At 71.6% G+C, this 25,158-nt stretch carries 23 protein-coding genes; 13 read left to right on the forward strand and 10 right to left on the reverse strand.

Going from position 1 to position 25,158, the window contains the following annotated elements; genetic code table 11:
• Positions 1-562: 562 nt before the first annotated feature.
• Positions 563-1,129 (reverse strand): DUF6086 family protein, encoded by a 567-nt coding sequence (locus AMK22_RS00255; protein WP_338014116.1) that lies wholly within the window; start codon positions 1,127-1,129, stop codon positions 563-565.
• Between the two features lie 78 nt (positions 1,130-1,207).
• Between AMK22_RS00255 and AMK22_RS00260 the strand changes: the two genes are divergently transcribed.
• Together AMK22_RS00260 and AMK22_RS00265 are read left to right on the forward strand one after the other, a co-directional pair.
• Positions 1,208-1,984, forward strand: a complete 777-nt coding sequence (locus tag AMK22_RS00260; protein WP_073781144.1) for a class I SAM-dependent methyltransferase — start codon at positions 1,208-1,210, stop codon at positions 1,982-1,984.
• A 511-nt stretch (positions 1,985-2,495) separates the two neighbouring features.
• Positions 2,496-4,928: a SpoIIE family protein phosphatase gene (locus AMK22_RS00265; protein ID WP_073781145.1), complete on the forward strand. Its 2,433-nt coding sequence runs from the start codon at positions 2,496-2,498 to the stop codon at positions 4,926-4,928.
• Between the two features lie 104 nt (positions 4,929-5,032).
• On the opposite strand, the gene AMK22_RS00270 is transcribed toward AMK22_RS00265, so the two are convergent.
• The 3 genes from AMK22_RS00270 to AMK22_RS00280 form a co-directional block, all read right to left on the reverse strand.
• Complete coding sequence (locus AMK22_RS00270; protein ID WP_073781146.1) at positions 5,033-5,878, reverse strand: alpha/beta fold hydrolase; 846 nt, start codon at positions 5,876-5,878, stop codon at positions 5,033-5,035.
• The gene (locus tag AMK22_RS00275; RefSeq protein ID WP_073781147.1) at positions 5,878-6,810 is read right to left on the reverse strand and encodes a VOC family protein; all 933 of its coding nucleotides are present in this window, start codon (positions 6,808-6,810) and stop codon (positions 5,878-5,880) included. The genes AMK22_RS00270 and AMK22_RS00275 overlap by 1 nt, the downstream gene beginning before the upstream one ends.
• A gap of 71 nt (positions 6,811-6,881) precedes the next feature.
• On the reverse strand, positions 6,882-8,441 hold the full coding sequence (locus AMK22_RS00280) for a bifunctional 3-(3-hydroxy-phenyl)propionate/3-hydroxycinnamic acid hydroxylase (RefSeq protein WP_338014117.1): 1,560 nt from the start codon (positions 8,439-8,441) through the stop codon (positions 6,882-6,884).
• Positions 8,442-8,875: 434 nt separating this feature from the next.
• Here AMK22_RS00280 and AMK22_RS00285 point away from each other — a divergent pair, with 434 nt between their 5' ends.
• A complete protein-coding gene (locus AMK22_RS00285) occupies positions 8,876-9,526 on the forward strand; it encodes a TetR/AcrR family transcriptional regulator (protein ID WP_073781149.1) in 651 nt (216 codons plus the stop codon).
• Between the two features lie 26 nt (positions 9,527-9,552).
• On the opposite strand, the gene dmpG is transcribed toward AMK22_RS00285, so the two are convergent.
• The 3 genes from dmpG to AMK22_RS00300 are packed head-to-tail and all read right to left on the reverse strand — an operon-like array spanning position 9,553 to position 12,343.
• Positions 9,553-10,578, reverse strand: coding sequence for a 4-hydroxy-2-oxovalerate aldolase (gene dmpG / locus AMK22_RS00290; RefSeq protein ID WP_073781150.1), 1,026 nt, complete (start codon positions 10,576-10,578; stop codon positions 9,553-9,555).
• The gene (locus AMK22_RS00295) at positions 10,578-11,522 is read right to left on the reverse strand and encodes an acetaldehyde dehydrogenase (acetylating) (RefSeq protein ID WP_073781151.1); all 945 of its coding nucleotides are present in this window, start codon (positions 11,520-11,522) and stop codon (positions 10,578-10,580) included. The genes dmpG and AMK22_RS00295 overlap by 1 nt, the downstream gene beginning before the upstream one ends.
• Positions 11,519-12,343 carry a 2-keto-4-pentenoate hydratase gene (locus AMK22_RS00300; RefSeq protein WP_073781152.1) on the reverse strand — a complete coding sequence of 275 codons (825 nt, stop codon included), beginning with the start codon at positions 12,341-12,343 and terminating at the stop codon, positions 11,519-11,521. The genes AMK22_RS00295 and AMK22_RS00300 overlap by 4 nt, the downstream gene beginning before the upstream one ends.
• Before the next feature lie 69 nt (positions 12,344-12,412).
• Between AMK22_RS00300 and AMK22_RS00305 the strand changes: the two genes are divergently transcribed.
• Complete coding sequence (locus tag AMK22_RS00305; RefSeq protein WP_073781153.1) at positions 12,413-13,180, forward strand: IclR family transcriptional regulator; 768 nt, start codon at positions 12,413-12,415, stop codon at positions 13,178-13,180.
• A gap of 112 nt (positions 13,181-13,292) precedes the next feature.
• Here AMK22_RS00305 and AMK22_RS00310 read toward each other — a convergent pair whose 3' ends face one another.
• A complete protein-coding gene (locus AMK22_RS00310; RefSeq protein WP_073781154.1) occupies positions 13,293-14,057 on the reverse strand; it encodes an IclR family transcriptional regulator in 765 nt (254 codons plus the stop codon).
• A 78-nt stretch (positions 14,058-14,135) separates the two neighbouring features.
• On the opposite strand from AMK22_RS00310, the gene AMK22_RS00315 reads away from it, so the two are divergent.
• From AMK22_RS00315 to dnaK, 7 genes are all read left to right on the forward strand, one after another.
• Positions 14,136-15,290, forward strand: coding sequence for a cupin domain-containing protein (locus AMK22_RS00315; RefSeq protein ID WP_073781155.1), 1,155 nt, complete (start codon positions 14,136-14,138; stop codon positions 15,288-15,290).
• Positions 15,287-16,120, forward strand: coding sequence for a fumarylacetoacetate hydrolase family protein (locus AMK22_RS00320; protein WP_073781156.1), 834 nt, complete (start codon positions 15,287-15,289; stop codon positions 16,118-16,120). Before AMK22_RS00315 ends, AMK22_RS00320 begins: the two co-directional genes overlap by 4 nt.
• The gene (locus tag AMK22_RS00325; protein WP_073781157.1) at positions 16,120-16,767 is read left to right on the forward strand and encodes a maleylpyruvate isomerase family mycothiol-dependent enzyme; all 648 of its coding nucleotides are present in this window, start codon (positions 16,120-16,122) and stop codon (positions 16,765-16,767) included. The genes AMK22_RS00320 and AMK22_RS00325 overlap by 1 nt, the downstream gene beginning before the upstream one ends.
• A gap of 17 nt (positions 16,768-16,784) precedes the next feature.
• Entirely contained in the window at positions 16,785-18,050 is a 1,266-nt protein-coding gene (locus AMK22_RS00330; protein WP_242433775.1) for an FAD-dependent monooxygenase, read from the forward strand.
• 181 nt (positions 18,051-18,231) lie between these two features.
• Positions 18,232-18,894 (forward strand): lysophospholipid acyltransferase family protein, encoded by a 663-nt coding sequence (locus tag AMK22_RS00335; protein WP_073781158.1) that lies wholly within the window; start codon positions 18,232-18,234, stop codon positions 18,892-18,894.
• Positions 18,891-19,085: a hypothetical protein gene (locus AMK22_RS00340; RefSeq protein ID WP_073781159.1), complete on the forward strand. Its 195-nt coding sequence runs from the start codon at positions 18,891-18,893 to the stop codon at positions 19,083-19,085. The genes AMK22_RS00335 and AMK22_RS00340 overlap by 4 nt, the downstream gene beginning before the upstream one ends.
• Before the next feature lie 316 nt (positions 19,086-19,401).
• Positions 19,402-21,279 carry a molecular chaperone DnaK gene (gene dnaK / locus AMK22_RS00345; RefSeq protein WP_073781160.1) on the forward strand — a complete coding sequence of 626 codons (1,878 nt, stop codon included), beginning with the start codon at positions 19,402-19,404 and terminating at the stop codon, positions 21,277-21,279.
• A gap of 61 nt (positions 21,280-21,340) precedes the next feature.
• Here the strand turns inward: dnaK and AMK22_RS00350 are convergent, their stop codons facing one another.
• A complete protein-coding gene (locus AMK22_RS00350; RefSeq protein WP_073781161.1) occupies positions 21,341-21,997 on the reverse strand; it encodes a maleylpyruvate isomerase N-terminal domain-containing protein in 657 nt (218 codons plus the stop codon).
• A gap of 379 nt (positions 21,998-22,376) precedes the next feature.
• On the opposite strand from AMK22_RS00350, the gene AMK22_RS00355 reads away from it, so the two are divergent.
• Both AMK22_RS00355 and AMK22_RS39865 read left to right on the forward strand, forming a co-directional pair.
• Positions 22,377-23,447, forward strand: coding sequence for a GNAT family N-acetyltransferase (locus tag AMK22_RS00355; protein ID WP_199883079.1), 1,071 nt, complete (start codon positions 22,377-22,379; stop codon positions 23,445-23,447).
• 524 nt (positions 23,448-23,971) lie between these two features.
• On the forward strand, positions 23,972-24,388 hold the full coding sequence (locus tag AMK22_RS39865; RefSeq protein ID WP_199883080.1) for a GNAT family N-acetyltransferase: 417 nt from the start codon (positions 23,972-23,974) through the stop codon (positions 24,386-24,388).
• A gap of 168 nt (positions 24,389-24,556) precedes the next feature.
• Here the strand turns inward: AMK22_RS39865 and AMK22_RS39060 are convergent, their stop codons facing one another.
• Positions 24,557-24,922, reverse strand: a complete 366-nt coding sequence (locus tag AMK22_RS39060) for a hypothetical protein (protein WP_143203510.1) — start codon at positions 24,920-24,922, stop codon at positions 24,557-24,559.
• Between the last annotated feature and the right edge of the window lie 236 nt (positions 24,923-25,158).

The raw sequence follows: 25,158 nt of genomic DNA on the forward strand, positions 1-25,158 counted from the left end.
GGTGACGAACGACAGGCAGCACGCTCGCCGGTCCGGGATCCGGTGGGCCGGGGCGTGGGGCACCCCCTCGGCCCGCATCCGGAGCCGACCCGTTCCGGTCACCGCTGCCGTGCCGGTCGGGCGGTCCCGCCCGGCAGGGTGGAACGGGCGAACCGGGCGGGCGTCGGAGCCACCGTCGCCCACCGGGGACTGCCCCGCCCCAGAAGCGTTCTCCCCGCGCGAGCAGAGGATGTGAGCGCGACGGCCATCATGAGATTCTCCTCGGCTCCGGTGGGCGACGAGCAGACGGGCTCCACTGCCGACGACAACCGGCAGCCCTTCACCGGCACGAACCGTTCCGGGCTTGCGATCCTCGGACCATCGAAGCCTCGCTCACGCTCAGGGCCACCGTTCCACACCGCGCTTCCGGTCTCGCCCTCACCCCGAAGGAACCCCTCCACGATACGGCGACCGCCGCGCGGGGCACGCCCCGACATTTGGACAATCGTCAGGTGGCCGAAGGCTCGTCGGTGGGGCGCCCGAGCCCCCTGCCGGATCGGTGCGATGTACGCGGCGGCACTGGTCAGCGGGGCATGTGACGGCCCAACTCCCTCACTTTCTCCCGCAGTTCATTGACCCGAGCTCCTGATTCGGTCAGGGCGGACCTCGCGGTGACGGCGAAAATCTGCACGTCTTCGAACGGGCCTTCCGGGTCGGCTTCGAGTTGTGACGGGTCCACCTTGATTCCGGCGCGCTCCGCAAGCACGAGGACGGTGACGGTGAAACCTTCGCAGAGCGCGAGCAGAACGGTGTGGTTCGTTCTCCGGCGCCGTGCCAGCAGGGCGTGGACGAAGGCCTCGAAGGCGGCCGGGGCGATCTCGCACTCGTCGTTCTCCATCGGTCCGATGCCCGATGGGATCCCCAACTCGGCCTCGAACAAGGCGATTTGGCGTTGGAACATGCGGGAAGCCCCGTTGGACGGGTTCCAGAGGGTCTCGTCGCCCAGGTTGAAGTACTGACTCATCGCGTCACCTTTCAGCTGACCACGGCAGGTCAGCGTAGCCGCCGGAGCAGCGGGGCCCACTGCGGCCGAACGGGCCCCGGGCCGCCGTACGGGCTCCACCGGAATGATGCCGCCGCCCACGGACATGGGGGCCCCTGATGGGGAGGTTCACGGCGTATCGAGGACAATGGTCCTCATAGAACGACCGCACTCTGAAGGAGCGTCATGGCCAACACGATCGACAAGGCAGCCTGGCGCTACGGGCCTCTGGCCTCACTGGTCTATGAAATCGACAAGCCGATCGGGACCTCGTTCGGGGACGTCGAGTTCTACGCGGACCGGCTCCGGGGCGTGTCCGGCCCGATCCTGGAACCTGCCGTGGGCACGGGCCGGATCCTGATTCCCCTGCTCGAACAGGGACTGACGGTGCGGGGCTACGACACCTCGCTCCCGATGCTGGAACAGTGCCGGGCCAACTGTGCGAAGCGCGGCCTGCCGGCCGATGTATTCGAAGCCGACATGACCACGTATCGCGATCCCGGTTCCTGTGCGGCGATCGTGATTCCGACCGGGTCGTTCGCGTTGCTGTCCGACCGGTCCGGCGCGCTGGCCGCGCTGCGCGCCATGCACGAGAGCCTGGCCCCGGGTGGTCGGCTGATAGTGGATCTCGAACCGCCGTCCTTCACGACCGACCCCGGCACGGACCCCGTCCGGCACTGGTGGAACGACGAGCAACTGATCACCCTGACCACGTGGCACAAGGAAGTGGACCCGGTCGCCCAGCGTTCGACCCGCTGGCTGCGCTACGAGTCCTGGAAGGAGGGGGCCCTGGAGCGGACCGAACTGCAGATCTTCTCCCTGCTCTGGTTCGGCCTCGCCGAGTTCACCCTGCTTCTGGAACAGGCCGGATTCACCACGGTCACGGCGCACGGCGACTATCGAGCGGGGGTCGCACCGACCGCCTCCGACGACGTATGGACCTTCGAGGCCACTCGGGGATAGGCCACGCGGGACGCCACGTGGCGCCGTGGACGCCCACGGAAAACGGTCGCGCAGGTGATGCCGTGGGGACCGCCGAGGTCGAGCAAGTCCCCGTTCGTGCGCGCCCCCTCGGCGTGGTGGTAGTTTTCACGGCGGACTCAACCGCGTCGCTGCGGTCCGTGCCACCGGCGAGGGCCGGCGTGGCAGCCATGAATCCGGCGGCGGACAAAACCCACCCGTTCGCATACACGCCTTGCTCCGACCGCACGCCGACCGGCCGCACGCGTCCTGTCGCTCCCACCTTCTAAATCGCTGCCCGCCGACCACCGGCCCTCGCCCGTCACCCGTCGCTCATCACCCGCTACCCGCCGCCCGTCGCCCGTCGCCGGGCCTGCCTTCCACGTGGTCGGGCGGATCATGCGTGGTCCTCTCGCGCGAACGCCGCACTGGTGGGCCCTGCGGCCACAGGCCGACGGGCCCATAATGGATGCGTCTCGCTTGTGTGGTGCTCCCACCTGCGACGAGGAGCGAAATGAGCGCCTCCGAGGATCGGCCGGGCGGTCGACCATCCGCCTTCCGTGCCTTGTCGACCGCAGTGCTCGACAGGGACGGCACGGTCCTGCGTTGGTCCCGGGCGGCGGCGGAGTTGCTGGGCCGTTCGAGTGAGGAGGTCTGCGGGCGTCCGGTCCGGGACCTGCTCGACGACGTCCCCTGCGAGGCCCGGGAAGACACGCGGCTTCCCGGCGGGATCCCGGAGACGGGCGAGACGCGGCTGCGCCACCGGTCCGGCCGCACGATCGACGTGACCTTCCGGGTGACACCCCTGGAAGGGGCGTCCGAGTTCGTGGTCGTGGCAGTCCCCACGCGCCGGCTCACGGACGTGGAGCAGGGCATGTCCTTCCTGGAGAGCTTGTTCTCCCAGGACCGGATCGCGGTCAGCATCCACGACACCGACCTGAGGATCGTGCGGGCCAATCTCGCCTCGGAGGTGTTCGGCGTGCGGCCCGGACCATCACCCGACCGGCTGCGGGACGTGATGTCCGCGCAGGACGCCGAGGGCGTCGAGGCATCCCTCCGCGAGGTGCTGGAGACGGGTGTTCCCCTGGTGGGGAAGCACCAGCGGATGCGGTCGTCGCAGGGTGCCTGGCAGCGCCGGTCCCTTTCCCTGTCCGCCTTCCGGCTGGAGGACGCGACGGGCAGCCCGAACGGCGCCGCCGCGGTGTTCACGGACTCCACGGAACAGGACCGGTCCCGCCGCCACGTGGAGTTGCTGCATCGGGCGGCGAAGCGCATCGGTGCCTCCCTGGACGTCCTGCAGACCGCCCAGGACGTGCTCGACGCGCTGGTTCCCGCCCTCGGGGACGTGGGATGGGTGGAGCTCGCCGACGCCGTGTTCGACGGCGAGGAGCCGCCCAAGCTGTTCGGCGCCGGGCGGTGGCATCTGCGCCGGGCCGCGGTGGCGGCCGACCCGGGCCCCTGGCCCGCCGCACTGCTGCAACCCCTCGCGTCGTGCCCGCCACTGCCGGACGGCCTCATCATGCGAGACCTCCAGCGCGGCAGGACCGTCACCGGCGGGCTCGCCGAGTACCCCATGGGCCATGTCCCGGAGCTGGCACCGCTGTTCGTTCCGGAACACGGGCACTCGTTCGTGGCGTCGCCGCTCTTCGCGCGCGGGCTGGTGCTCGGTGTCGTCGCGATCTGGCGTGCCGAACAGCCGGATCCCTTCGACCAGGAAGAGGCGGACCTGCTGGAGGAGATCGCCACGCGGGCGGCCCTCGCCGTCGACAACGCCCGCCGGTACACGCACGAGCACCACGCGGCCGTCGCGCTCCAGCAGCGCCTGCTCCCCCGTGCCACCACCGACACCCCGGCGACCGAGACCGCGGGCCTGTACCGGCCGGCGGGGGGCGGGGCGGAGATCAGCGGCGACTGGTTCGACGTCGTCCCGCTGCCGTCGTTGCGGACCGCCCTGGTCGTCGGCGACGTCGTCGGACGCGGATTGCACGCCACGGCCATGATGGGCCGCCTGCGCACCGCCGTCCGCACCCTGGCCGACCTGGAGCTCGATCCGGACGAACTGCTCACGCACCTCGACGACCTCGTGCGGCAGCTCGAGGACGAGGCTCCCCCGGGGCACCGGGACACCATCGGCGGCACCTGCCTGTACGCCGTCTACGACCCGGTCACCCGCTGCTGCACCCTGGCCAGCGCAGGGCATCCGCCACCCGTCCTGGTCCACCCCGACGGCACCACCGAGGTGCTGGAGCTGTCCCCCGGCCCGCCCCTCGGCGTCGGCGGCATGCCCTTCGAGGCCACCACGGTCGAACTGGAGCCGGGAAGCGTCCTGGCCCTTTACACCGACGGTGTGATCGAACGCGCCGACCACGACCCCGCCCGCGGACTGCGGCGGCTGGTGAACGCCCTCGAAACGTTCTGCCGCCCCGACCGCCCCCTGGACGACCTCGGCCGGGACCTCCTCGCGGACACCAGCGAGGCCCCGCCCGACGACGACATCGCCCTCCTCCTCGCCCGCACCCGGGCCATCGCGCCGGAGAACACGGCGAGTTGGGAATTCCCCACCGATCCCTCCGAGGTCGCCACCGCTCGGGAGACGGCCTCACGGCAGCTCACCGCCTGGGGACTCGACGAGCTGGCCTTCACCACCGAGCTGGTGGTCAGCGAGCTGGTCACCAACGCCATCCGCTACGCGGGCGGCCCGGTGGGGCTGCGGCTCATCCGGGAGAGCGTGCTGGTCTGCGAGGTCTCCGACCCGAGCAGCACCCAGCCCCGCCTGCGCCGGGCCCGGACCACGGACGAGGGCGGCCGCGGCCTGTTCCTCGTCGCCCAGCTCACCTCCCGTTGGGGAAGCCGCTACGGCCGACGTGGGAAGACCATCTGGACCGAGCAGCCTCTCGACACGACGGCCGACGACCTCCCCGAGCTGTCGCCGTCCGCGCTCTCCTGACACCGGGGGCCGCTCCGCGGCACGCCCGCCCGTATGGAATGCGGTGCGGCGGGAACGGTGACGTCCCCGCCGCACCGCTCGGCCGACCGGCCCGGCGCACAGGGTCAGTTGTTGGCGACGAAGTCGATGACCAGCCGGTTGAACTCGTCGGCGTGCTCGATCATCGCCCAGTGCCCGCAGTGGTTGAGCAGCACCAGTCGGCTGTCCGGGATGTTCGCCAGCAGGTGGAGCGAGGTCTCGTACGAGACGACGCGGTCGTCGCGGCCGTGGATGAGCAGCGTCGGCACCTGGATCGCCGGGAGGAGAGCCGGGTCGACCCACTTCGGCAGCGGCGCGCCCTTCGGCAGGCCGTCCACGTAGTTGCGCAGGTGCTCGGGGCGGGCGAGCGCGGCGTCCGAACGCGCCTTGCACAGCTCGGGGGTGGCGAACCGGGCCTTGTCGTAGACCATGATCTCGACGAGTCGGCGCATGTTCTCCGGGCCGGCGTCGCGGTAGGCCTCGATGAGGACCTTGAGGCCCTCCGAGGGACCGTCCCCGGCACCGAAGAGCGTCGGCATCCGGCCGACCGGCGGGCCCATGGTGACCAGGTGCGAGATGCGGTCGGGGTACTCGGTGGCCAGTCGCAGCGAGGTCTGGCCGCCCATCGAGTTGCCGACGAACGCGGCCTTGTCGATGCCGAGGGCGTCCAGGAACCGGATCGCCGTGTCCACGTGGTCGAGCTGTTCGACGGTGGCGGCGTCCGACTCTCCCCAGCCGGGCATGTCGACGGCATACACGTGGAAGTGCTCGGCCAGCGCCTCGATGTTTCCGGCGAAGTTGCTCCAGCCGGTGGCGCCGGGACCGCTGCCGTGCAGCAGGACGACCGGGTGGCCGGAGCCCGCCTCGTAGTAGCGCAGGTTCCAGTCGCCCGCCCGGACGGTGCGCGCGATGTCGTTGGGGTCGAGGGTCATCAGTGGTCCTCTCCATGGGGATCGGGGGCGGCGGCGAGCAGTTCGGCGACGGCGCCCGGGGGCCGGTGGCCCCAGCTGTGCAGCCGGTCGAGCGTCCTCACCTCCCACGTCTCGTCGTCGATGATCAGCCCGCCCCAGCCGTACTCGATGCTGAAGCCCGAGGGCGTGAAGACGTAGAAGCTGAACATGTGGTCGTTGGGGTGCATGCCGAGTGTCATCTCGAACGGCTGCTGGGCGTCCATGCACCGGTCGTAGGCCGCGCCGACGTCGCGGATGTCGGTCACCTCGACCATGAAGTGGTGGGTCTTCTTCGGCGAGGGCATGTCCCCGAAGGCGACGGTGTGGTGGCGGCCGTTGCAGTGCAGGAAGATCAGGTCGGCGACGATGCCCGGGGCCAGTTCCTCGACGATGGTGTCGCTGACCTTGAACCCGAGCAGGTCGATGTAGAAGCCCAGGTAGTCCTCCCGCGAGACGCCGTGCGCCAGCAGGACCTGATGACCGGCGCCGCCCGCGCCGGTCACGAAGGCGCCGAGCAGCTTCGCGGACTCGAACGGGGTCGCCGCGTCGGCCAGGCCGGTGACCAGCTCGACCCGGTTGCCCATCGGGTCCGTGGTGACGAAGATCCGCTCCACCTTGCGGGCCGCGGCGAGACCGGCGTCGCCCTCGACCACCTCGATCCCCGCCTCGCGGACCTTCGCCACCAGGGCTTCGAGCGCGACCGCGTCCGAGACCTCGTAGCCGGAGGCCACGAGGTCGTCGGCCGGTCCTTCGGTGATGATCCAGCGGTGCGCCTTCTCATCGGTGCGCAGTGTGAACCCGTCGTGGGTCCGCTCACCGACCTGCATGCCCAGCAGTTCGACACCGAAGTTCTCCCACTCGGTGGTGCTGCTGACTTCGTAGACGACGTAACCGAGTTCCTTGACCCCGGACATCTGACTCCTCCTCGTCCTTCTCAGGCTTCTTCCCGGACCGGACCGGCCCGGCGGGGCGCGGTCCGCCGGTCTCAGGCGGGTACGGCCAGGCCGCTGACGTCGGCCGCGGCGACGAACTTGTCGGGACGCACCGCCACGGCGCGGGCACCGTACCCGCGCAGCCACGGCAGCAGGACCTCGTCGAGGTCGACCAGTTCGTCGGGGCCCTGGGTGCGCGCCGACTTCGGGCGCACCGCGATGTACCGGGCTCCGAGCGTGTCCCAGGCGGCCTTCTCCTCGGCGGTCAGCAGAGTCGCCGGGTCGACGTCGTCGCCGAGCAGGGCGAAGCCGCTGCCGAGCAGGTCGTCCAGGCGCGCCATCCGGCCCGCGGTGTCGCCGACGACCGGCTGCGGGACCATCTGGCCGACGGCGCTGGTCTCGCCGACCGGGCCCCTGAGCCATCCGGCCAGGAGCGTCGGCGGGGCGTTGAGCGGCGGCTCGACCCCGGTGACCTCCTGTTTGATGACCTGGCCCAGTGCGACGGCGAGGTCGGTGTAGAAGGCGGCGTTGGGGCGCCGCTCCGCCTCATAGGTGTCGAGCCAGCTCTCGGGCAGTTCGCCCTTGATGACGCGGGCGAGTTTCCAGCCCAGGTCGTGGGCGTCGCGCATGCCGGTCTGCATTCCGGCCCCGGCCCACGGCGGCATCAGGTGGGCCGCGTCTCCGGCCAGGAAGACCCGGCCGTTGCGCCAGGCGTCGGACATGCGGACGTGGTGCTTGTAGAAGGCGTGCTGGTGGATCTCGACGTCGTCCGGTGTGACGCCGAGGGCTTCGAGCAGCGGCCACACCTCGGCGCCGGTCGGGTAGTCCTCCGGGGTCTCGTCGGGCTTGAGCGGGATCTCCCAGCGGTGGTTGCCCGCGGAGAGCGCGATGTCGACGACCGGGCGTTCCTTGTCGGACCAGAACGTCAGGACGTCGCGGTCGGGCCACCAGCGCTTGACGCGGCAGTCGATGACCACCCAGGTGACGTCGCCGGTGTCGCCCAGCAGTCGGCAGCCCGCCTGGCCGCGGGTCGCGCTGCTGCCGCCGTCGGCGCCGATCGCGTACCGGGCGCGGACGGTGCGCGTCTCGCCGGTCGCCGCGTCCTCGGAGGTGACCGTGACGCCGTCGGCGTCCTGGTCGATGCCGGTGGCCTCGGCGCCGTAGTGCACGGTGACGCGATCGCCGTACTCCCGTGCCGCTTCGCGCAGTTCGGCCTCCATCGTCGGCTGGTAGATGTTGAAGGCACGGGCGCTGCATCCCAGCGCCGACCGCGGCCGGTCGATGCGCATGATCTGCGTGCCGTCGTAGGTGACCCAGCGCAGGGCCCGCTGCGGCTCGATCTTCTTCTCGACCCGCTCGTCGATGCCGAGGTCCTGGAAGATCCGCATCGTCCAGTCGTCGACGGTCACGGCCCGGGCCCGGGGATAGAGATCCTTGTCCCGCTCGATGACGACGGTGGAGACGCCGTTCCTGGCGAGGGTGAGCGCGGCGATCACTCCGGTCGGGCCGTACCCGACGATGGCGACATCCGCGTCGTAGCTCTGGGTCATGCGATGACTCCGTTGTCCATCCGCACTGCCATGGGTGCGCAGGTTTTGGACCGATCGGTCCATTTGCAGGGGAGGTTAACAACGCACGTCGGTCGCGTGTCAAGGGTTGATGCGCGATGAAACGACCTCGCCCGCGATCGGAGCGGCGCGGGACGGGTCGGACGCGGTTGCGGCGGACCGTGGCCGGGGGCCCGCCCGAGGCCTGTTCCTCCTCCGACGACACGGCGAGGCACGCAGTCGCCGACGGGCGCCCACCAGGGGCGGTCGGGACAGCCCTTACGACCCCGCCCACGATGGTCAGCGGCGTCGCGGTGTCCGGGACCTCCGCCTCCGGCGTTGTCGTCAGTTGCCGACGCTCCTTCCCCGAGCTCTCAGCTGCTTTCGAGCAGGGGAGACCCCATCCGACCCGACTCCCTCCTCCGCCTTGGATTCGAAGGTCCCGGACACCGCTCCTTCTCCCACCGCCAATCGTGGGCAAGGTCGTTAGACTTCGATGAGTGCAGAATTCCGCGCAGCAGGCGCACTCCGGAAACCGACGCGGCCGACGGTCACGGCAGGAGATCCTCGACGCCACCGCGCGGGTGATGTCCGCGCGCGGTTACGCGGGCACGTCGATGTCGGCGCTCGTCAAGGAGACGGGCCTGCCGAAGAGTGCCTTCTACCACCACTTCGACTCCAAGGCGGGGCTGCTGTCGGCCGTCATGGAGCAAGGGGCGCACGACTTCTTCAACGCGATGCGCGACGCCCACCGCGACCCTCCGGAGGGCGGCGGTCCGCGCGAGCGACTGGGCTGGTACCTCCAGCGGACGGGCGAGGTGCTGAAGCACCGGGAGGATTTCCTGCGCCTGCTACTGGTGCTGGTGATGAGCCATGAGGCGGCCGAGGCGCCGGAGGCGCTGCGGACCGTGATCACGGTCCGCGACGAGGGGCGCGACTACATGCGCCACATGATCCGCTCGTCGTTCATCGGCGCGGGCGAGGACGCCGCGAACACGGTCGCGGACGCCCTCGCCCACTTCGGCATGGCCGGTTTCGACGGCGCTTTCGTATCCCTCCAGTCGGAGGACGGCAAGCCGATATCGGAGTACATGCGAGAGCTCACGAACGCCATGACGGCGCTCGGCGAGGCGCTGATCGCTCCCCGCTGAGCGCCGGTCACGGCCCGAGCGACGGGTCAGGCGGGCTGCTCCGCGCGCTCGTCCGCGAGGGTGAGGGCGATGTCGACGATCATGTCCTCCTGTCCGCCCACCAGGCGGCGGCGCCCGCACTCCATGAGGATGTCGCGGACGTCGACCCCGTACCGCGCGGAGGCGGCCTCGGCGTGGCGGAGGAACGACGAGTAGACGCCCGCGTAGCCGAGGGTCAGGGTCTCCCGGTCGACGCGCACCGGACGGTCCTGGAGCGGCCGCACGATGTCGTCGGCGGCGTCCTGGAGCCGGAACAGGTCGCAGCCGTGCTCGAAGTCCGACAGGTTCGCGACCGCGATGAACGCCTCCAGCGGGCAGTTGCCCGCCCCCGCGCCGTGGCCGGCGAGCGAGGCGTCGACGCGGCGGACACCGTTCTCGACCGCGACGACGGAGTTCGCGACCGACAGCGAGAGGTTCTCGTGGGCGTGGATGCCGATCTCGGTCCCGGCGTCCAGCACGTCCCGGTAGGCGCGGACGCGTGCGGCCACGTCGCCCATGGTGAGTCGGCCGCCGGAGTCGGTGACGTACACGCAGTGCGCGCCGTAGGACTCCATGAGCCCGGCCTGCCGGGCCAGTTCCTCGGGCGGCGCCATGTGGGAGAGCATCAGGAAGCCGGACACGTCCATGCCGAGCTCGCGCGCCGCCGCGATGTGCTGCGCGGAGATGTCCGCCTCGGTGCAGTGCGTGGCGACGCGGACGGAGCGGACCCCGAGGTCGTACGCGTGCTTCAGTTCGTCCACGGTGCCGACGCCGGGCAGCAGCAGTGTGGTGAGTCGGGCGCGCTTCAGCACCGAGGCCGCGGCCTCGATCCACTCCCAGTCGGTGTGCGAGCCGGGACCGTAGTTGACGGAACCGCCGGCGAGGCCGTCGCCGTGCGCGACCTCGATCGCGTCGACGCCCGCCTCGTCGAGCGCGGTGACGATGCGCTTGACGTCCTCCGGGGTGATCCGGTGGCGAACGGCGTGCATGCCATCGCGCAGCGTGACGTCCTGGACGAAGATCGGGGTGCCCATCAGCTGTCTGCCTTCCCTGCTGCGATGCGCTCCGCGACCTGAAGGGCGGCGGAGGTCATGATGTCGAGGTTCCCTGCGTAGGCCGGGAGGTAGTGCGCGGCGCCCTCGACCTCCAGGAACACCGACACCTGGTGGGTGGGCCGGGTGCCGCCGTCGGCGAGGAGCGTGCCGACCGGCTGGTCCTCGGGGATCTCGGTGATCTGCACCTGCTGCTTGAGCCGGTATCCGGGCACGTACGCGGCGACGTCGGCGGCCATCTTCGTGACGGACCGGCGGATCTCCTCCTGGGCCGCCGAGTCCGGGGCCGTGACGAGGCAGAAGACCGTGTCCCGCATCATCAGCGGCGGCTCCGCGGGGTTGAGGATGATGATCGCCTTGCCGCGGCGCGCCCCGCCGACCCGCTCGATGGCGGCCGAGGTGGTCTCGGTGAACTCGTCGATGTTGGCGCGGGTGCCGGGGCCGGCCGACTTCGAGGCGATCGACGCGACGATCTCCGCGTACTCCACGGGCACGACGCGGCTGACCGCGGCGACGACCGGGATGGTGGCCTGGCCGCCGCAGGTGACCATGTTGACGTTCGGCGCGCCCAGGTGCTCGTCGAGGTTGACGGCGGGCACGACGTAGGGGCCGATGGCGGCCGGGGTGAGGTCGATCAGGCGCTTCCCGAACGGGGCCAGCTTGGCGGCGTTCGCCTCGTGCGCCTTGGCCGAGGTCGCGTCGAAGACGATGTCGATCTCGTCGAAGCCGGGCATCGCGATCAGCCCGTCCACGCCCTCGTGCGTGACAGGGACACCGAGCCGCGCGGCGCGGGCCAGACCGTCGGAATCGGGGTCGATGCCGACCATGGCGCCCATCTCCAGGTGCTTCGCCCCGCGCAGCACCTTGATCATCAGGTCGGTGCCGATGTTGCCCGACCCGATGATCGCGACCTTCGTCCTGCTCATGAAGCCTCTCCCTCGCTGAAGCGGACCGTCACGGCACCGAAGCCGGACAGCGTGGCGGTGACGGTGTCGCCGGGGGACACCGGCCGCATCGGACCGAGCGCGCCGGACAGCACGACCTGTCCCGCGCGCAGCGGGTCGCCGAGCTCGCGGGCCGTACGGGCGAGCCACACGACGGCCTCGACCGGGTCTCCGAGGCAGGCGGCGCCGGTTCCCGTGGAGACCTCCGTGCCGTTGGCGCTCATCGACATCACGACGTCCACCGGTTCGGTCTCGTCGAGGGTGCGCCGGTCCGTGCCGAGCACGTAGGCGCCCGCGGACGCGTTGTCCGCCACCGTGTCACCGAGGCTGATGTCCCAGCCGTCGATCCGGCTGCCACAGATCTCCAGCGCGGCGACGCCGTAGTCGATCGCGTCCCGGACCTGCGCGGCGTCGAGCGGCCCGTCGGCCAGGTCGGCACGGAGGACGAAGGCGATCTCCGCCTCCACCCGGGGCTGGAGGATCCGCCCGGGCGGTACGGCGCCGCCGTCCTCGTAGGCCATGTCGTCGAAGAGGACGCCGAAGTCGGGCTGGTCGACGCCGAGCTGCTGCTGCACCGCCTCGGAGGTCAGGCCGATCTTGCGGCCGGTGATCCGAGCGCCGTCGGCGAGGCGGCGTTCGGTCAGCGCGGCCTGTACGGCGTACGCGGCGGCCAGGTCGTCCCGGCCGATCAGGTCCCGCACGGGCGCGCAGGGCACACCGGAGGCGGATGCCTCGGCGAGCCGCGCGGCCGCTGCGGCGATGTCGGACTTGCTCGCGGAGGCGAGCCCTTGGTTCTCGGTCACGGCTTCACTGTGTGCCCAGGTCGCACACTCGAACCAGCACTTCGTCTCGCTCAGCGATACGCTGCATCCATGGCGGAATCAGCGTCGGGCGGTCTCGACACGGTGCTGGGCAAGGCCGTGACGATCCTGCGGGCGTTCCGGCCCGACGACCGGGCGGTCAGCCTCGCCGAGCTCGTGCGGCGCACGGGTCTCCACAAGGCGACCGTGCACCGGTTGTCCGGTGCCCTGGTCGACAACCGCCTGCTCGACCGGGTCGACGGGGGCTACCGCCCCAGCGGCGGCCTCTTCGAGCTCGGCATGCTCGCGGCGCCCGAGCGGAGCCTGCTGGAGGTGGCGATGCCGTTCCTCCAGGACCTGTACGAACGCACGCACGAAACCGTTCATCTCGGGGTGCGCGAGGGACACGACGTCGTGTACGTCGCCAAGATCGGCGGCCACCGCCAGGCCAGGGCGCCTTCGCGCACCGGAGGGCGGATGCCGCTGCACTGCACCGCCATCGGCAAGGTGCTGCTCGCGCACGCCGACGACGAGCTGCGGCGGGAGGTGCTGTCCGGGCCGCTGGAGCGGCGCACCCCGCGCACGATCGTGGCTCCGGGTGCTCTGCGCCGCCAACTGCGGGACGTCACCGAGACCGGCGTCGCGTTCGAGCGGGAGGAGTCGACCACCGGGCTCATGTGCGTCGCGGCGCCGGTGCTGGGGCGCGACAACGAGGCGCTCGCCGCGATCAGCGTGGCCGGCCCCACCGGCAGGTTCCGGCCCGAGCGGTTCGTGACGCAGGTGCGGGCGGCGGCCGCCGGGCTCGGCAGCACACTGATCCGGCGCAACCCGCTGAGCTGATCCGCCGCCGCTCTCCCGCTCCTGCCGGACTCGGCCGCCGTGCCGGGATCCGGTTCTCCTGCCGGGTTCTGTCGGCGGCCGTTTCCCGTCGGGGCCTGCCACGGCTCCGCGCTCAGAGAGCCTGGGTGATCGCGTCGGCCGCGGACGTCAGCGCGGCCGTGAGCGGCTTGAGCATCCTGGGCGAGTAGCGGACGCCGGGCATCGACACCGACAACGCGGCGGTCGTCGCACCGGCGCGGTCCTTCACCGCGCACCCCACCGCCACCACCCCCCGCTCGGTGCGCTCCAGGTTGAGCGCGACGCCGCTGCGCCGTACCGCCCACAGCTCCCGGCGCAGCTGCACCGGGTCCGGCAGCTGCTCCCCCGGCGCCCGCCGGTCGTCGTCGGCGTACAGCGCCCCGACCTCCTCGTCCGAGAGCGCCGCCAGTTCGATCAGGCCGCCCGTGGCCTGATGGGCCGGGAAGACGGTGCCCTCACGGCTGCCCACCCGCAACGCCTGTGCGCACTCGACCGAGGCGATGATCCGGACGTTCCGCCCGGTCCGGATGCTGAGGTTCGCCGTCTCGTCGATCCGGTCCACCAGGGCACGCATCGGTCCGACGGCCGCCGCGCGGAGTGCGCCGAGGCCGGACCGGGCGCTCTCGGCCAGGGCGAGCACGGGGCCCACCCGGTAGGTCCGGTCCTCGTCCTGCACCGCGAAGTCGCGGTAGACCAGCGCGGTCAGCAGCCGGTGGGCCGTGGAGCGGGCGACACCCAGGCGCTCGGCCGCCGCGGAGACGGTGACCGAGCCGTCGAGCTGGAGGATCTGTGCCAGCCGGAGCGCGTGGTCGACGCTGCTCGGCGCATAGGCGGGGGGTGTTTTCATCGACTTCGCCATGGTCCGATCCTCACACATCTTGTTCCACTGAGCAGAATTCTGTGTTCTGGAACGGTGGACTCGGCCGATAGTCGGGCCATGTCTGAAGCCAACGTCGTCACGTCGCCGGTCAGCCTCACGGCCGAGGACCGACCCGGTCGGCCCCCCGTCACCCCGGAACTGGAGCACCTCTACCGAGGCTTCGAGCAGGAGCTGCTCGTTCCGCTCTGGACCGAGATCGGTGACCTCATGCCGGAGCATCCGCGCTCCGCCGCCCAGCCGCACATGTGGGAGTGGCGCAGGCTGCTCGACCTCGCCGCGCGGGCGGGCGACCTGGTGCCCGTCGGCCGGGGCGGGGAGCGCCGGGCGATCGCACTGGCCAACCCGAGCCTGGGCGGGCGGCCCTACGCGACCCCGACGCTGTGGGCCGCGATCCAGTACCTGATGCCGGGCGAGGACGCCCCCGAGCACCGGCACACCCAGAACGCGTTCCGCTTCGTCGTCGAGGGCGAGGGCGTGTGGACCGTGGTCGAGCGCGACCCGGTACCGATGGGCCGGGGCGACTTCCTCCCCCAGCCCGGTATGCACTGGCACGCCCACCACAACGCGGCGAAGCAGCCGATGGCCTGGCTCGACGGGCTCGACATCCCGTTCCAGTACGGCATCGAGGCGCAGTTCTTCGACTTCGGCCGGGACGCCCTCGGCGAGGAGGAGCACGCCGGTCCCGCCCTGTCCCGTTCGCAGCGGCTGTGGGGCCACCCCGGTCTGGCGCCCGTCTCGCAGATCGGGCACCGCGAGGGCACCCCGCTGCTGTGCTACCGCTGGGTGGACACCGACGCCGCGCTCACCGCCCAGCTGGAACTGGAGCGCGCGGGCCACGCCGGCACGGTCGAACCCGGCCACGCCCTGGTCCGCTACACCAACCCGACGCACGCGGGCGATGTGCTGGCGACCATCCGGGCCCAGTTCCACCGGATCACGGCGGGCACCGAGACCACGCCGTACCGCGAGACCGGTTCGTCCGTCTACCAGGTCTTCGACGGTTCCGGCCGGATCACGGTCGGCGAGCGCTCCTGGTCGGTGACGCGCGGCGACCTGTTCGTCGTTCCGTCCTGGCAGCCGCTGTCGATCCGCTCCGAGGCGTCCGCGTCCGACTCCGACTCCGGAGCGCTCGACCTGTTCCAGTTCAGCGACGCACCGATCCTCACCAAGCTCAACCTGTTCCGCAGCCGGACCGAGAAGGACAACCGATGAAGCTCGCCACCATCCGTCTGGATGACCAGCACACCGCCGCCGTCCGTGTCGACGGCGACCAGCTCGTCGAGGTGGGACCGCCCGACGTCGGCGCGGTGCTGGCCGCTCCCGGTGGCCTCGCGTCCGCCGCCACCGCGGGCGGCCCGCGCCACCCGCTCGCCGGGGCCGACCTCGCCCCGGTCGTGCCGCGGCCCTCCAAGGTCGTTTGCGTGGGGCTGAACTACCAGAACCACATCAAGGAGATGGGCCGCGACCTCCCGGAACACCCCACGCTCTTCTGCAAGTTCGCGGACACCTTGATCGGAGCGGGCGACGACATCCGCCGCCCCGTCGAGACCGAGCAGTTCGACTGGGAGGCCGAACTCGCCGTCGTCATCGGGCGGCAGGTGCGCCGGGCGGACGAGGAGCAGGCGATCGCCGCGATCGCGGGCTTCACCGTGCTCAACGACATCACCTGCCGCGACTGGCAGTTCCGCACCCGGGAATGGCTCCAGGGCAAGAACTGGGACTCCAGCACCCCCGTCGGCCCGTTCCTGGTCACCGCGGACGAGACCGGGCCGCGCCCGGCCCTCGACATCCGCTGCGAGGTCGACGGCCGGGTCATGCAGTCGGACAACACCGGCGACCTGCTGTTCGACCCGGTCCACCTGGTTCGCTACGTCTCGACGATGGTGCGGCTCAACCCCGGCGACATCATCGCGACCGGCACCCCCGGCGGTGTCGGCCACGCCCGTCGGCCCGCCGTCTTCCTGAAGGGCGGCGAGACGGTCGTCACCGAGATCGAGGGGCTCGGCCGCCTCGAGAACCGCGTCGTCCCCGAAGGCGCGTGATGGGACGCGAACTCGCCACCGCGCTCGGGTGGGTCGACGCCGGGACCCGGCTCTGCGCCTCGGCGATCGCCGGACTCTCCGAGGAGGAGTACGCCGCTCCCTCGGCCCTGCCGGGCTGGACGCGCAAGCACGTCGTGGCACATCTGGCGGCCAATGCCGAGGCGGTCGGCAACCTGGTCCACTGGGCGCGCACCGGCGAGAGGACCCCGATGTACGCCTCGCCGCAGGAGCGCGCGGAGGGCATCGAGAAGGGATCCCGGTCCGGCGGGCCGGAGTTGACGCGGTGGTTCACCGAGTCCGCCGCGGAACTGGCCGCCGGGATGGCCGCCCTGTCCGACGAGGCGTGGCGGGCAGAGGTGGTCACCGCGCAGGGCCGCACCGTACCGGCGAGCGAGACCCCGTACATGCGCGCCCGCGAGGTCCTGGTCCACGCCGTGGACCTCGCCACCGGGCTCTCCTTCGCCGCTCTGCCCGACGACTTCCTGCGGGAGCTGGAAGCGGACATCCGCGCCCGGCGGGGGCCCGGCGCGGTCCCCGGGCTCGTGGGGTCCCGGGCCGATGTCGTCGCCTTTCTGGCGGGACGCCCCTCGACCGGGGTGACGACCGCCGACGGAAGCCCCCTGCCCGTTCTGCCCCCGTGGCTGTGAAGAGAAGGACCTGATCCATGGACGACTCCCCCTCCGCACCCGTCGACGTGATCATCGTCGGGGGCGGCATCGGCGGCCTCTCGGGCGCACTCGCCCTCACCCGCCAGGGCCTGAAGGTCCGGGTGTACGAGCAGGCGCCCGCCTTCGGCGAGGTCGGCGCGGGCCTCCAGCTCGCACCCAACTGCACCCGCATACTCGACCACTACGGTCTGCTGGAGGAGGCGGCATCCCTGGGGGTGCTGCCGCAGAACATCGTCATGAAGGACGCGGTGGACGCCGACGAGCTGACCCGCCTCGACCTCCGCGACCTGGAGGCCCGCTACGGCTACCCGTACCTGGTGATCCACCGCAGCGACCTGCACGGGATCCTGCTGCGCGGCTGTGAGCGGGCGGGCGTCGACCTCGTGACCGACGCCCACTGCACGGCGTACGAGAACACCGGCGCGGGGGCCCGTGTCCAATTCTCCGACGGCCGCGCCGACGAGGCGGAAGTGGTGATCGCCGCGGACGGACTGCGCTCGGTCGCCCGCGAGCTGCTGGTCGACGACGAGCCGGTCAGCTCTGCGTACGTCGCCTACCGCGCGGCCGTGCCGTTCGAGACGGTCGCCGGCAACGACGTCCACGGCAAGGACGTCGTCGTGTACGTCGGCCCGCGCTGCCACTTCGTGCAGTACCCGCTGCGGGGCGGCGAGATGTTCAACCAGGTCGCCGTCTTCGAGTCGCCGAAGGCGCTGGCCGGGGAGGACGACTGGGGAACCCCGGACGAGCTGGACTCCGCGTTCGCGCGGACCTGCGACCCGGTCCGCGAGGGCCTGGCCCTGATGTGGCGCGACCGGTGGTGGCGGATGTACGACCGCGACCCCGTAACGACATGGGTGACCGGTCGGATCGCGCTGCTCGGGGACGCCGCGCACCCGCCCCTGCAGTACATGGCCCAGGGCGCGATCATGGCGATAGAGGACGGCTGGGTGCTCGGCGAGCACGTCGCCGCCCAGCGTGCGCGGCGCACCGGCGACGGTTCGGGCGTCGACTGGGACGCGGCACTCGCCGCCTACGAGGCGGTACGTCCCGAGCACTGCCGCCGGGTCGTCGAGACCGCCCGGGTCTGGGGCGAGTTGTGGCACCTGGAGGGCGTCCTCAGGATGCAGCGCAACGCCGTGCTGCGTGAACGCGACGTCTACGACTACTCGTTCATCGACTGGATCTACGGCCCGACGGCTCTGACTCCCGACGAGGAACCGGAGATGTTCCGGCCGATCCCCCTGGACTCCGTGGCCGTCTGAGGGCTACGGACCAGGAGAACGGGCAGGGGGCGGGGCCGGGGTCGGCGGCTCCGCCGTCCTGCCCGTGCGCGACGGACGGGAGAGCGTCGGCGCGGCGGGGTGAGTACCGGTACTCACGCGTCCGCCGGGCCCCCGAGCCACGATGGGGTGAACGGATCGACCCCCGAAAGGCCCCGTCCGCATGCTCAGCCGCCTCGCCGCCGCCCTGGTGCCCGCCGCCGTCGGCCTGAACGTCACCACCGACGTCGGCGCTCGTCTCGCACCGGGCAGCATCATCGCCGCCAACCACACCTCACTGGCGGATCCGGCCGTCGTCCTCGCGGCGCTCCGCCGGCTCGGTGTCGAGCCGGTCGTCATGGCCGCCGCGGGGCTGTGGCGCGTCCCGGTGCTCGGCCGTGCGCTCACCCGGGAAGGGCACATCCCGGTGCACCGCGGAGACCGGCGGGCCGTCGAGGCCCTGCACAGCGCGGCCGATGCCCTGGCGCGGGGCCGCCTGGTCCTGATCTACGGCGAAGGAGGTCTGCCCCGGCGCAAGGACTCCGGCGAGGCCGGACCCCGGCCCTTCCGCAGCGGCCTCGCACGGCTCACCCACAGCACCGGCGCACCCGTCGTCCCCCTGGGTCAGGCCGGGGCCCGGCGGATCGTCTCCGGCAGCCGCCCGAAGCAGTTCGCCGGACTGGTCACGGTGCCCCTGCGCCGCCCGGGCGTCCATGTCCACGTCGGCGCCCCCGTCGTGCTGACCGGCAGCCACGCCGACCGCACCGCACACGCCCACCGGGCGGTGACCGCGGCCTGGCGGACCGCGGTCGGGCGCCTCGGTGAGCCGGTCGTGCTCAGCAGGTGACCGTCGGCGAGGACAGGAGGGGGCGGACGACCTCGCTGACGACGGAGGGCCGCGCCTTCCTGGCGAATGCGGCGCAGGGCCGCCGGGAGAGCGCGCGGGACGCGTCCGCGGTGCTCTCGCCCGGCGAGCAGACCCTGTTCACGGAAATGTGCCGGAAGGTCACCGTGTCGATCGACGCCCTGCCGCGTTGACCGAGGACTCCACCGGCGCCTCCGCCCGCCGGGGACAAAATCACCGCCACCGGCCGTCAACGAGCCGCCGGGGCCGGTGCGCTGTCGCGCTGCGTCCGCACCGAACCCGGCTGTAACATATCAACCAAAGGGCGACAAATAGGATGCTTGTTGGCGGTGCCGGGCACGCCACCCGCCGGACCGCGCGCAGACGCGGAGGTTTCGCACACGGGCGGGTGGCGGGTGCCCGGCATCGGAGTCCGCCGACGGCTTCGGCGGGGGCCCGTCGACCGCTCGCCCGGCAGGGCATCGGTCCTCGCCGTGAAGGGAGGCAGTCATGGCGCGGGCAGTGGGCGTCGACCTGGGAACGACGAACTCCGTGGTGGCCGTGCTGGAGGCCGGCGAGCCGACCGTGATCACGAACACCGAGGGAGCGCGGACCACTCCGTCGGTGGTGGCGTTCGCCAAGAAGGGCGAGGTGCTGGTCGGCGAGGTCGCCAAGCGCCAGGCGGTGACCAACGTCGAGCGCACCGCGCGATCGGTCAAGCGGCACATGGGGGACGCCCAGTGGCGATTCCCCGATTCCGGCGACATCGACGGCAAGCGGTACACGGCGCAGGAGATCTCCGCGCGGGTGCTGCAGAAGCTGAAGCGGGACGCCGAGGCGTATCTGGGGGACGACGTCCAGGACGCGGTGATCACCGTGCCCGCGTACTTCAACGACGCCCAGCGCACCGCGACGAAGGAGGCGGGGCAGATCGCGGGCCTGAACGTCCTGCGGATCATCAACGAGCCGACCGCCGCGGCCCTCGCCTACGGTCTGGACAAGGAGAACGACCAGACGATCCTGGTGTTCGACCTCGGTGGCGGCACCTTCGACGTGTCGCTGCTGGAGATCGGCGAGGGCCTGGTCGAGGTGAAGGCGACCAACGGTGACACGCACCTCGGTGGTGACGACTGGGACCAGCGCGTCGTCGACCACCTGGTCGAACGCTTCAAGAACGGCTACGGCGTGGACCTGTCCAAGGACAAGATGGCGCTCCAGCGTCTGCGCGAGGCCGCGGAGAAGGCCAAGATCGAGCTGTCGTCGGCGACCGAGACCACGATCAACCTGCCCTACATCTCGGCGTCCGCCGAGGGCCCGCTGCACCTGGACGAGAAGCTCACACGCTCGCAGTTCGAGCAGTTGACGGCGGCTCTGCTGGAGCGTTGCAAGACGCCGTTCCACAACGCGGTCAAGGACGCCGGGGTCAAGGTGTCGGACATCGACCACGTGATCCTGGTGGGCGGCTCGACGAGGATGCCCGCCGTCACGGAACTGGTACGGGAACTGACCGGCAAGGATCCGCACAAGGGTGTGAACCCGGACGAGGTCGTCGCCATCGGCGCCTCGCTCCAGGCCGGTGTCCTCAAGGGCGAGGTCAAGGACGTCCTGCTGCTCGACGTCACCCCGCTGTCCCTCGGCATCGAGACCAAGGGCGGCATCATGACCAAGCTCATCGAGCGCAACACCACGATCCCGACCAAGCGTTCCGAGATCTTCACGACGGCCGAGGACAACCAGCCGTCCGTCCAGATCCAGGTCTACCAGGGCGAGCGCGAGATCGCGGCGTACAACAAGAAGCTCGGCATGTTCGAGCTGACGGGCCTGCCGCCGGCCCCCCGCGGCGTCCCGCAGATCGAGGTCTCCTTCGACATCGACGCCAACGGCATCATGCACGTCACCGCCAAGGACCTCGGCACCGGCAGGGAACAGAAGATGACCGTCACCGGCGGCTCCTCGCTGCCGAAGGACGACATCGACCGCATGGTGCGCGAGGCGGAGCAGCACGCGGAGGAGGACCGGCAGCGCAAGGAGACCGCCGAGACCCGCAACCGCGCGGAGACCCTGCTCTACCAGACCGAGAAGCTGATGAAGGACAACGCCGACAAGATCCCGGACGACGTGCGCACGGAGACCGAGGAGGCGCTCACCGAGGTCAGGGAGAAGCTCAAGGGAGACGACACCGCCGGGCTCCGTACCGCCACCGAGCGGGCGAGCACGGCCGCGCAGCGGATCGGCTCCGCCCTGTACGCGCAGGCCCGGGGCGGGGCGGACGGCGCCTCCCCCGATGGTTCCGGACCCGGTGCCGGCGCGGGCACGTCCGCGGGCGGTGAGGACGAGGTCGTCGATGCGGAGATCGTCGACGACGAGCGGAAGGAGGACGGCGGGTGAGGGGCGCCCGCACGTCTGTGTCCCTCGCCTCCCCGGAACATCCTCCGCCCCGCCGCGCCGATCAGCCGATGACGAACGGGAGTTGAGCGGCCGTCTCGCCCAGTTCGGCTCGCTGGGCGTCGGTCGGGACACGCCGCCCGGTACCGACCAGCAACGTGTCCGTGTCGGAGAACGACGCGGGGAACGGGTACCCGGCGATCATCTCCAGCATCGCGCGGGACCGGGCGAGCCCCGCTGCGGGCGGCCGCGCCGCGTCCGGCAGACACGCGATCAGATCGAGGTGGTGCAGCGTCCATTCCAGGACGTACGCGGAGAGGAAGTCGCCCGCGGTGAGCACCTTGTCCTGCGTGGCCACCCGGAGGCCCGGGTCGGCGAGTCCGGCGGCCCGTCCCGCGGCGGAGCCGACGTCGTCGAGGTGGTGCTTCAGCAGCCGGGGTTCCTCGTACGCGGCGGCCAGCCGGACGATCAGCGCGTCGAGCGGGTCGGCGCCGGTCGGTGGCGTACGGGCCACGTCCCAGTACGTCACCGCGTCGTGGGTCGGCTGCGTGTCGGCGGGGGTCGCGAGGGTGATCAGGACGTCCTGGGCGTCGATGATCAGATGGCACGCCAGGTCCCGTACGAGCCAGCCGGAGCAGCCGGACGGCCGCGCGAAGTCCTCGTCCGGGAGCGCGACGACGGCCGTGCGCAACGCCGTCCAGGAACGCGAGAAGAGATCCATGTCGGCACGCTAGTGCGGCGCGGTGAAGGCGTGCAAGCGTTGCCGGTGCGGGCGGCTCGCACGCTCCGACGGTCAACTCGCCCGTCCGGAGGCCGGGTTCGCGCCCTCGGTGGAAACGGGCCCCGGTCCTGTCCCGCCCGTGTCCCGGGCGCACGCCGGCAGGCGAACACCGCAGGATCAATTCATTTTTTTCCATGATTTTCAGGCGTTACGATCCGAACGGTGACGAGCGAAGACCCAACAGTTCGATCGTGGCCGAGGCGATGACCGCTCGGCGCGACTCCCTGTGGAACACGCGGCCTCCACGCCCGCTCGCATGTCGGACCGCCGCCGCAGCAGCGGTCCCGCGGCGTACGGCCGATGCCGAGAAAGGATCCCAGTGAGCGGGACACCGCATCACGGCCCCGGACCCCGCGCACTGCGCGACCGGGTGACCGCCCCCTCGACCGTTGCCCTGCCCACGGCCGGTGACGGGCTCGTCTGGAGACCGGTCACCGCCGCCGACATCGATCTGGTCCTCGACCTGAAGCGTGCCGCCGGGAAGGTCGATCACCCGCGCTGGCTGGTGATGAGGGACGAGTTGGAGGAGGAGTTCGGCGGCGAGACCTTCGTCCCCGAACGCGACGCGGTGATCGCCGTCGATTCCGGCGGTCGCGCGGTGGCCTACGGCTCGGCCGTGGCCCCGGCGAGCCCGGAGACGGTCTTCTGGGTGGAACTCGACGGCACGGTGGCCCCGGACCGTCGTGGCGAGGGCATCGGCAGCGCGCTGCTGGCATGGCAGGAGGCCCGTGGCCTCCAGCATCTCGCTACCTGCGACGCCGTCCTGCCCGGGTGGCTGGCCTCGGGCGCGAACGACCGTGCCACCCCTACGATCCGGCTCCTGGAGGCGCACGGCTACGAGCGCGCCCGGTGGTGGCTGGAGCTGGAACGCGATCTCGTGACGCCGCTCGCCGAGCCGCCCTCCCCTTCGGGGGTGCGGCTCGTGCCCTACGGCGAGGCGTGGCGGGAGCGGGCCAGGTGCGCGCTGAACGACGCCTTCCGCGACCACTGGGGCAGCCAGCCGGTCACCGTCGCCGAATGGGCCGCCGGTGACCGCCTGAAGGCGCTCCGACCGGACCTGTCCGTACTCGCCGTCGTCCCCGGCACGCCCGGCGCATCCGAGGACGAGCGTGTCGTCGGCCTCGTCCTCGTGGACGTGTCGCCGGAGGAATGGCCTCTGCGCGGGGGCCCTTTCGGATACATCTCGGCCGTGGGGGTACGACGGGAGGCACGGGGGCAGGGACTGGCCCGCGCCATGCTGGCCCACGTGCTGCGGACACTGCGGACCGAAGCTCTGGGCCGCGCCGTGCTGGACGTCGACTCCGAGAGCCCCACCGGTGCCCTGGGCCTGTACCGGAGTCTGGGATTCACCGTCTCCGACCGCTCGATCAGTCTCGTCAAACGCTTCTGACCTCAGGGGCCCCTGAGATCCCTGAGGTCTTGGGACTCACCGGGCCCTGGGACTCGTCCCGCCCCGGAACGCCGGCCTCACGGCCGGGCCGCCACCGACCGCGTCTCCAGAGGCGTCCCGCGACACGGCCCCCGGTACGGCCTCCGCAGCCGCCTGACCATGCAAACCCCGATCCACCCGACCACGAAGACCCGATCACACGAACAGAAAGCACCCGCCGTGTTCACTTCCGCCGTCACCGACTTCTGGCTCACCCCGTCCCCGACGAGCCGGTTCCTCTGCGGCGACGACACCTTCGGTGTCACCACCGACACCGCGCTCGACGAGGACGAACGGCTCACCGTCCTCACCACGACCGACGGGAGGACGCGTGTCCTGCTCACTCCCGCTCTCGCGGGCGCGATGGGTCTGGAGAAGGGCAGCCGGTCGACGAGGCGGGCTTCCGGCGGCGGCTGGAGACGTCCGGCATCTCGCTGCACGGAGCCGACAACCTCTTCTACTTCACCCACGAGGCCCGCGAGGCGTTGCTCGGTGAGCCGGACGACCCCTCGGTCCGCCCTCTCACCGCGGCCGACGCGCGGGCGTTCGAGCGGTTCGAGGCGGCGGCCCCGGAACAGGATCTCGACGACGCGTATGTCGCACTGGACCACTGGGCGGTCCACGGCGCGTTCGAGGACGGGCAGCTGGTGTGCGTGGCGAGCATGTACCCGTGGGACGACGCGCCGCTGGCCGACCTCGGTGTACTGACGCTGCCGTCCTACCGGGGCAGGGGCCACGCCCGCCGCCTCGTGCGCGCGATCTCCCGGTACGCCCTCGCGCGGGACCACGAGCCTCAGTACCGGTGCCAGCTCGACAACCACGCCTCGGTGGCGGCGGCCGCGTCGGCCGGGCTGACCCGGTTCGGAACCTGGGACGTCGTCTCGCCGCAGTCGGCCGGGTAGGAGTACTCACCGGCCTTGTTCCACGGTGCCGCCCCGCCCGCCTCCGCGCAGCCCCGGGGTGTGTCACCACGGGCCGGCGCGTTCCTTCTTCCGCGGGCTCGTCGGCTCGCGGTGGCCGACCCGTCGGGCTCGTGGTCGCAGACCTGTCGGCTCACGGTCGCGGGCCCCTCAGCTCGCGGCCGCGTGCTCGTCGGCCGTGGTCCCGATCCTGGCGGTCCTGCTGACCCACTGGGAGAGGGTGAGCTGCGTGGTCCCGGCCGAGTGTGCCCGAACGCGTCGGCAGGGTGCGCCCCGGCGCTGTCCGGCCCCGCCACCGGTGCCCTCCCCCTGGTCGCGGTCGGCGCGGTCGGCCAGCGCGTCGCGGAGGAGCAGCAGGTGTGCGGGCGGGGCGCGGAAGTCGTCCTTGGCCCGGTGCGTGAGGGGGGTCGCCGGGTGGCCGTGGCCGCCCGACGTGTCGGGCGCGGGAACCTTGGGGGCGGGCGCCTCGGCCGGTCGTTCGTCGATCGTGCTGCGCTTCTTGGTGGCAGTGAACATGGGAGGGGGTCCTTCCTGTGCTGCGGTGCCGGTCACGCGGCCGTCGTGGCAGTGGTCCGGGCGCGGGAATCGCGCATGGGAGTCGTGGTGGAGGGGGGCCTGATCACCGGGCGCGGGCGACGGTTCCGGGAGACGCCTCCCGGTGGCCGTGCGTCCTGCGGACGGTGTCGGAGGCACGCCCTTGTCGCGGCGGGTCCGCAGGTCGGATACCCCGGGACCGAGGAGTGACACTCCGT

It is taken from the genome of Streptomyces sp. CB01580 (assembly GCF_001905795.1).
In the GTDB taxonomy this organism is placed as follows: domain Bacteria; phylum Actinomycetota; class Actinomycetes; order Streptomycetales; family Streptomycetaceae; genus Streptomyces.

What these genes read in the sequence shown, in the direction of transcription:
- AMK22_RS00320 (WP_073781156.1), top strand. Translation starts at nt 15,287, where the DNA reads ATGAAGCTCGCCACCATCCGTCTGGATGACCAGCACACCGCCGCCGTC.
- dmpG (WP_073781150.1), bottom strand. Translation starts at nt 10,578, where the DNA reads ATGGGCACCCCGATCTTCGTCCAGGACGTCACGCTGCGCGATGGCATG.
- AMK22_RS00335 (WP_073781158.1), top strand. Translation starts at nt 18,232, where the DNA reads ATGCTCAGCCGCCTCGCCGCCGCCCTGGTGCCCGCCGCCGTCGGCCTG.
- AMK22_RS00280 (WP_338014117.1), bottom strand. Translation starts at nt 8,441, where the DNA reads ATGGACCGATCGGTCCAAAACCTGCGCACCCATGGCAGTGCGGATGGA.
- AMK22_RS00295 (WP_073781151.1), bottom strand. Translation starts at nt 11,522, where the DNA reads ATGAGCAGGACGAAGGTCGCGATCATCGGGTCGGGCAACATCGGCACC.
- AMK22_RS00305 (WP_073781153.1), top strand. Translation starts at nt 12,413, where the DNA reads ATGGCGGAATCAGCGTCGGGCGGTCTCGACACGGTGCTGGGCAAGGCC.
- AMK22_RS39060 (WP_143203510.1), bottom strand. Translation starts at nt 24,922, where the DNA reads ATGTTCACTGCCACCAAGAAGCGCAGCACGATCGACGAACGACCGGCC.
- AMK22_RS00330 (WP_242433775.1), top strand. Translation starts at nt 16,785, where the DNA reads ATGGACGACTCCCCCTCCGCACCCGTCGACGTGATCATCGTCGGGGGC.
- AMK22_RS00275 (WP_073781147.1), bottom strand. Translation starts at nt 6,810, where the DNA reads ATGTCCGGGGTCAAGGAACTCGGTTACGTCGTCTACGAAGTCAGCAGC.
- AMK22_RS00260 (WP_073781144.1), top strand. Translation starts at nt 1,208, where the DNA reads ATGGCCAACACGATCGACAAGGCAGCCTGGCGCTACGGGCCTCTGGCC.
- AMK22_RS00315 (WP_073781155.1), top strand. Translation starts at nt 14,136, where the DNA reads ATGTCTGAAGCCAACGTCGTCACGTCGCCGGTCAGCCTCACGGCCGAG.
- AMK22_RS00270 (WP_073781146.1), bottom strand. Translation starts at nt 5,878, where the DNA reads ATGACCCTCGACCCCAACGACATCGCGCGCACCGTCCGGGCGGGCGAC.
- AMK22_RS00265 (WP_073781145.1), top strand. Translation starts at nt 2,496, where the DNA reads ATGAGCGCCTCCGAGGATCGGCCGGGCGGTCGACCATCCGCCTTCCGT.
- AMK22_RS00310 (WP_073781154.1), bottom strand. Translation starts at nt 14,057, where the DNA reads ATGGCGAAGTCGATGAAAACACCCCCCGCCTATGCGCCGAGCAGCGTC.
- AMK22_RS00350 (WP_073781161.1), bottom strand. Translation starts at nt 21,997, where the DNA reads ATGGATCTCTTCTCGCGTTCCTGGACGGCGTTGCGCACGGCCGTCGTC.
- AMK22_RS00325 (WP_073781157.1), top strand. Translation starts at nt 16,120, where the DNA reads ATGGGACGCGAACTCGCCACCGCGCTCGGGTGGGTCGACGCCGGGACC.
- dnaK (WP_073781160.1), top strand. Translation starts at nt 19,402, where the DNA reads ATGGCGCGGGCAGTGGGCGTCGACCTGGGAACGACGAACTCCGTGGTG.
- AMK22_RS00255 (WP_338014116.1), bottom strand. Translation starts at nt 1,129, where the DNA reads ATGTCCGTGGGCGGCGGCATCATTCCGGTGGAGCCCGTACGGCGGCCC.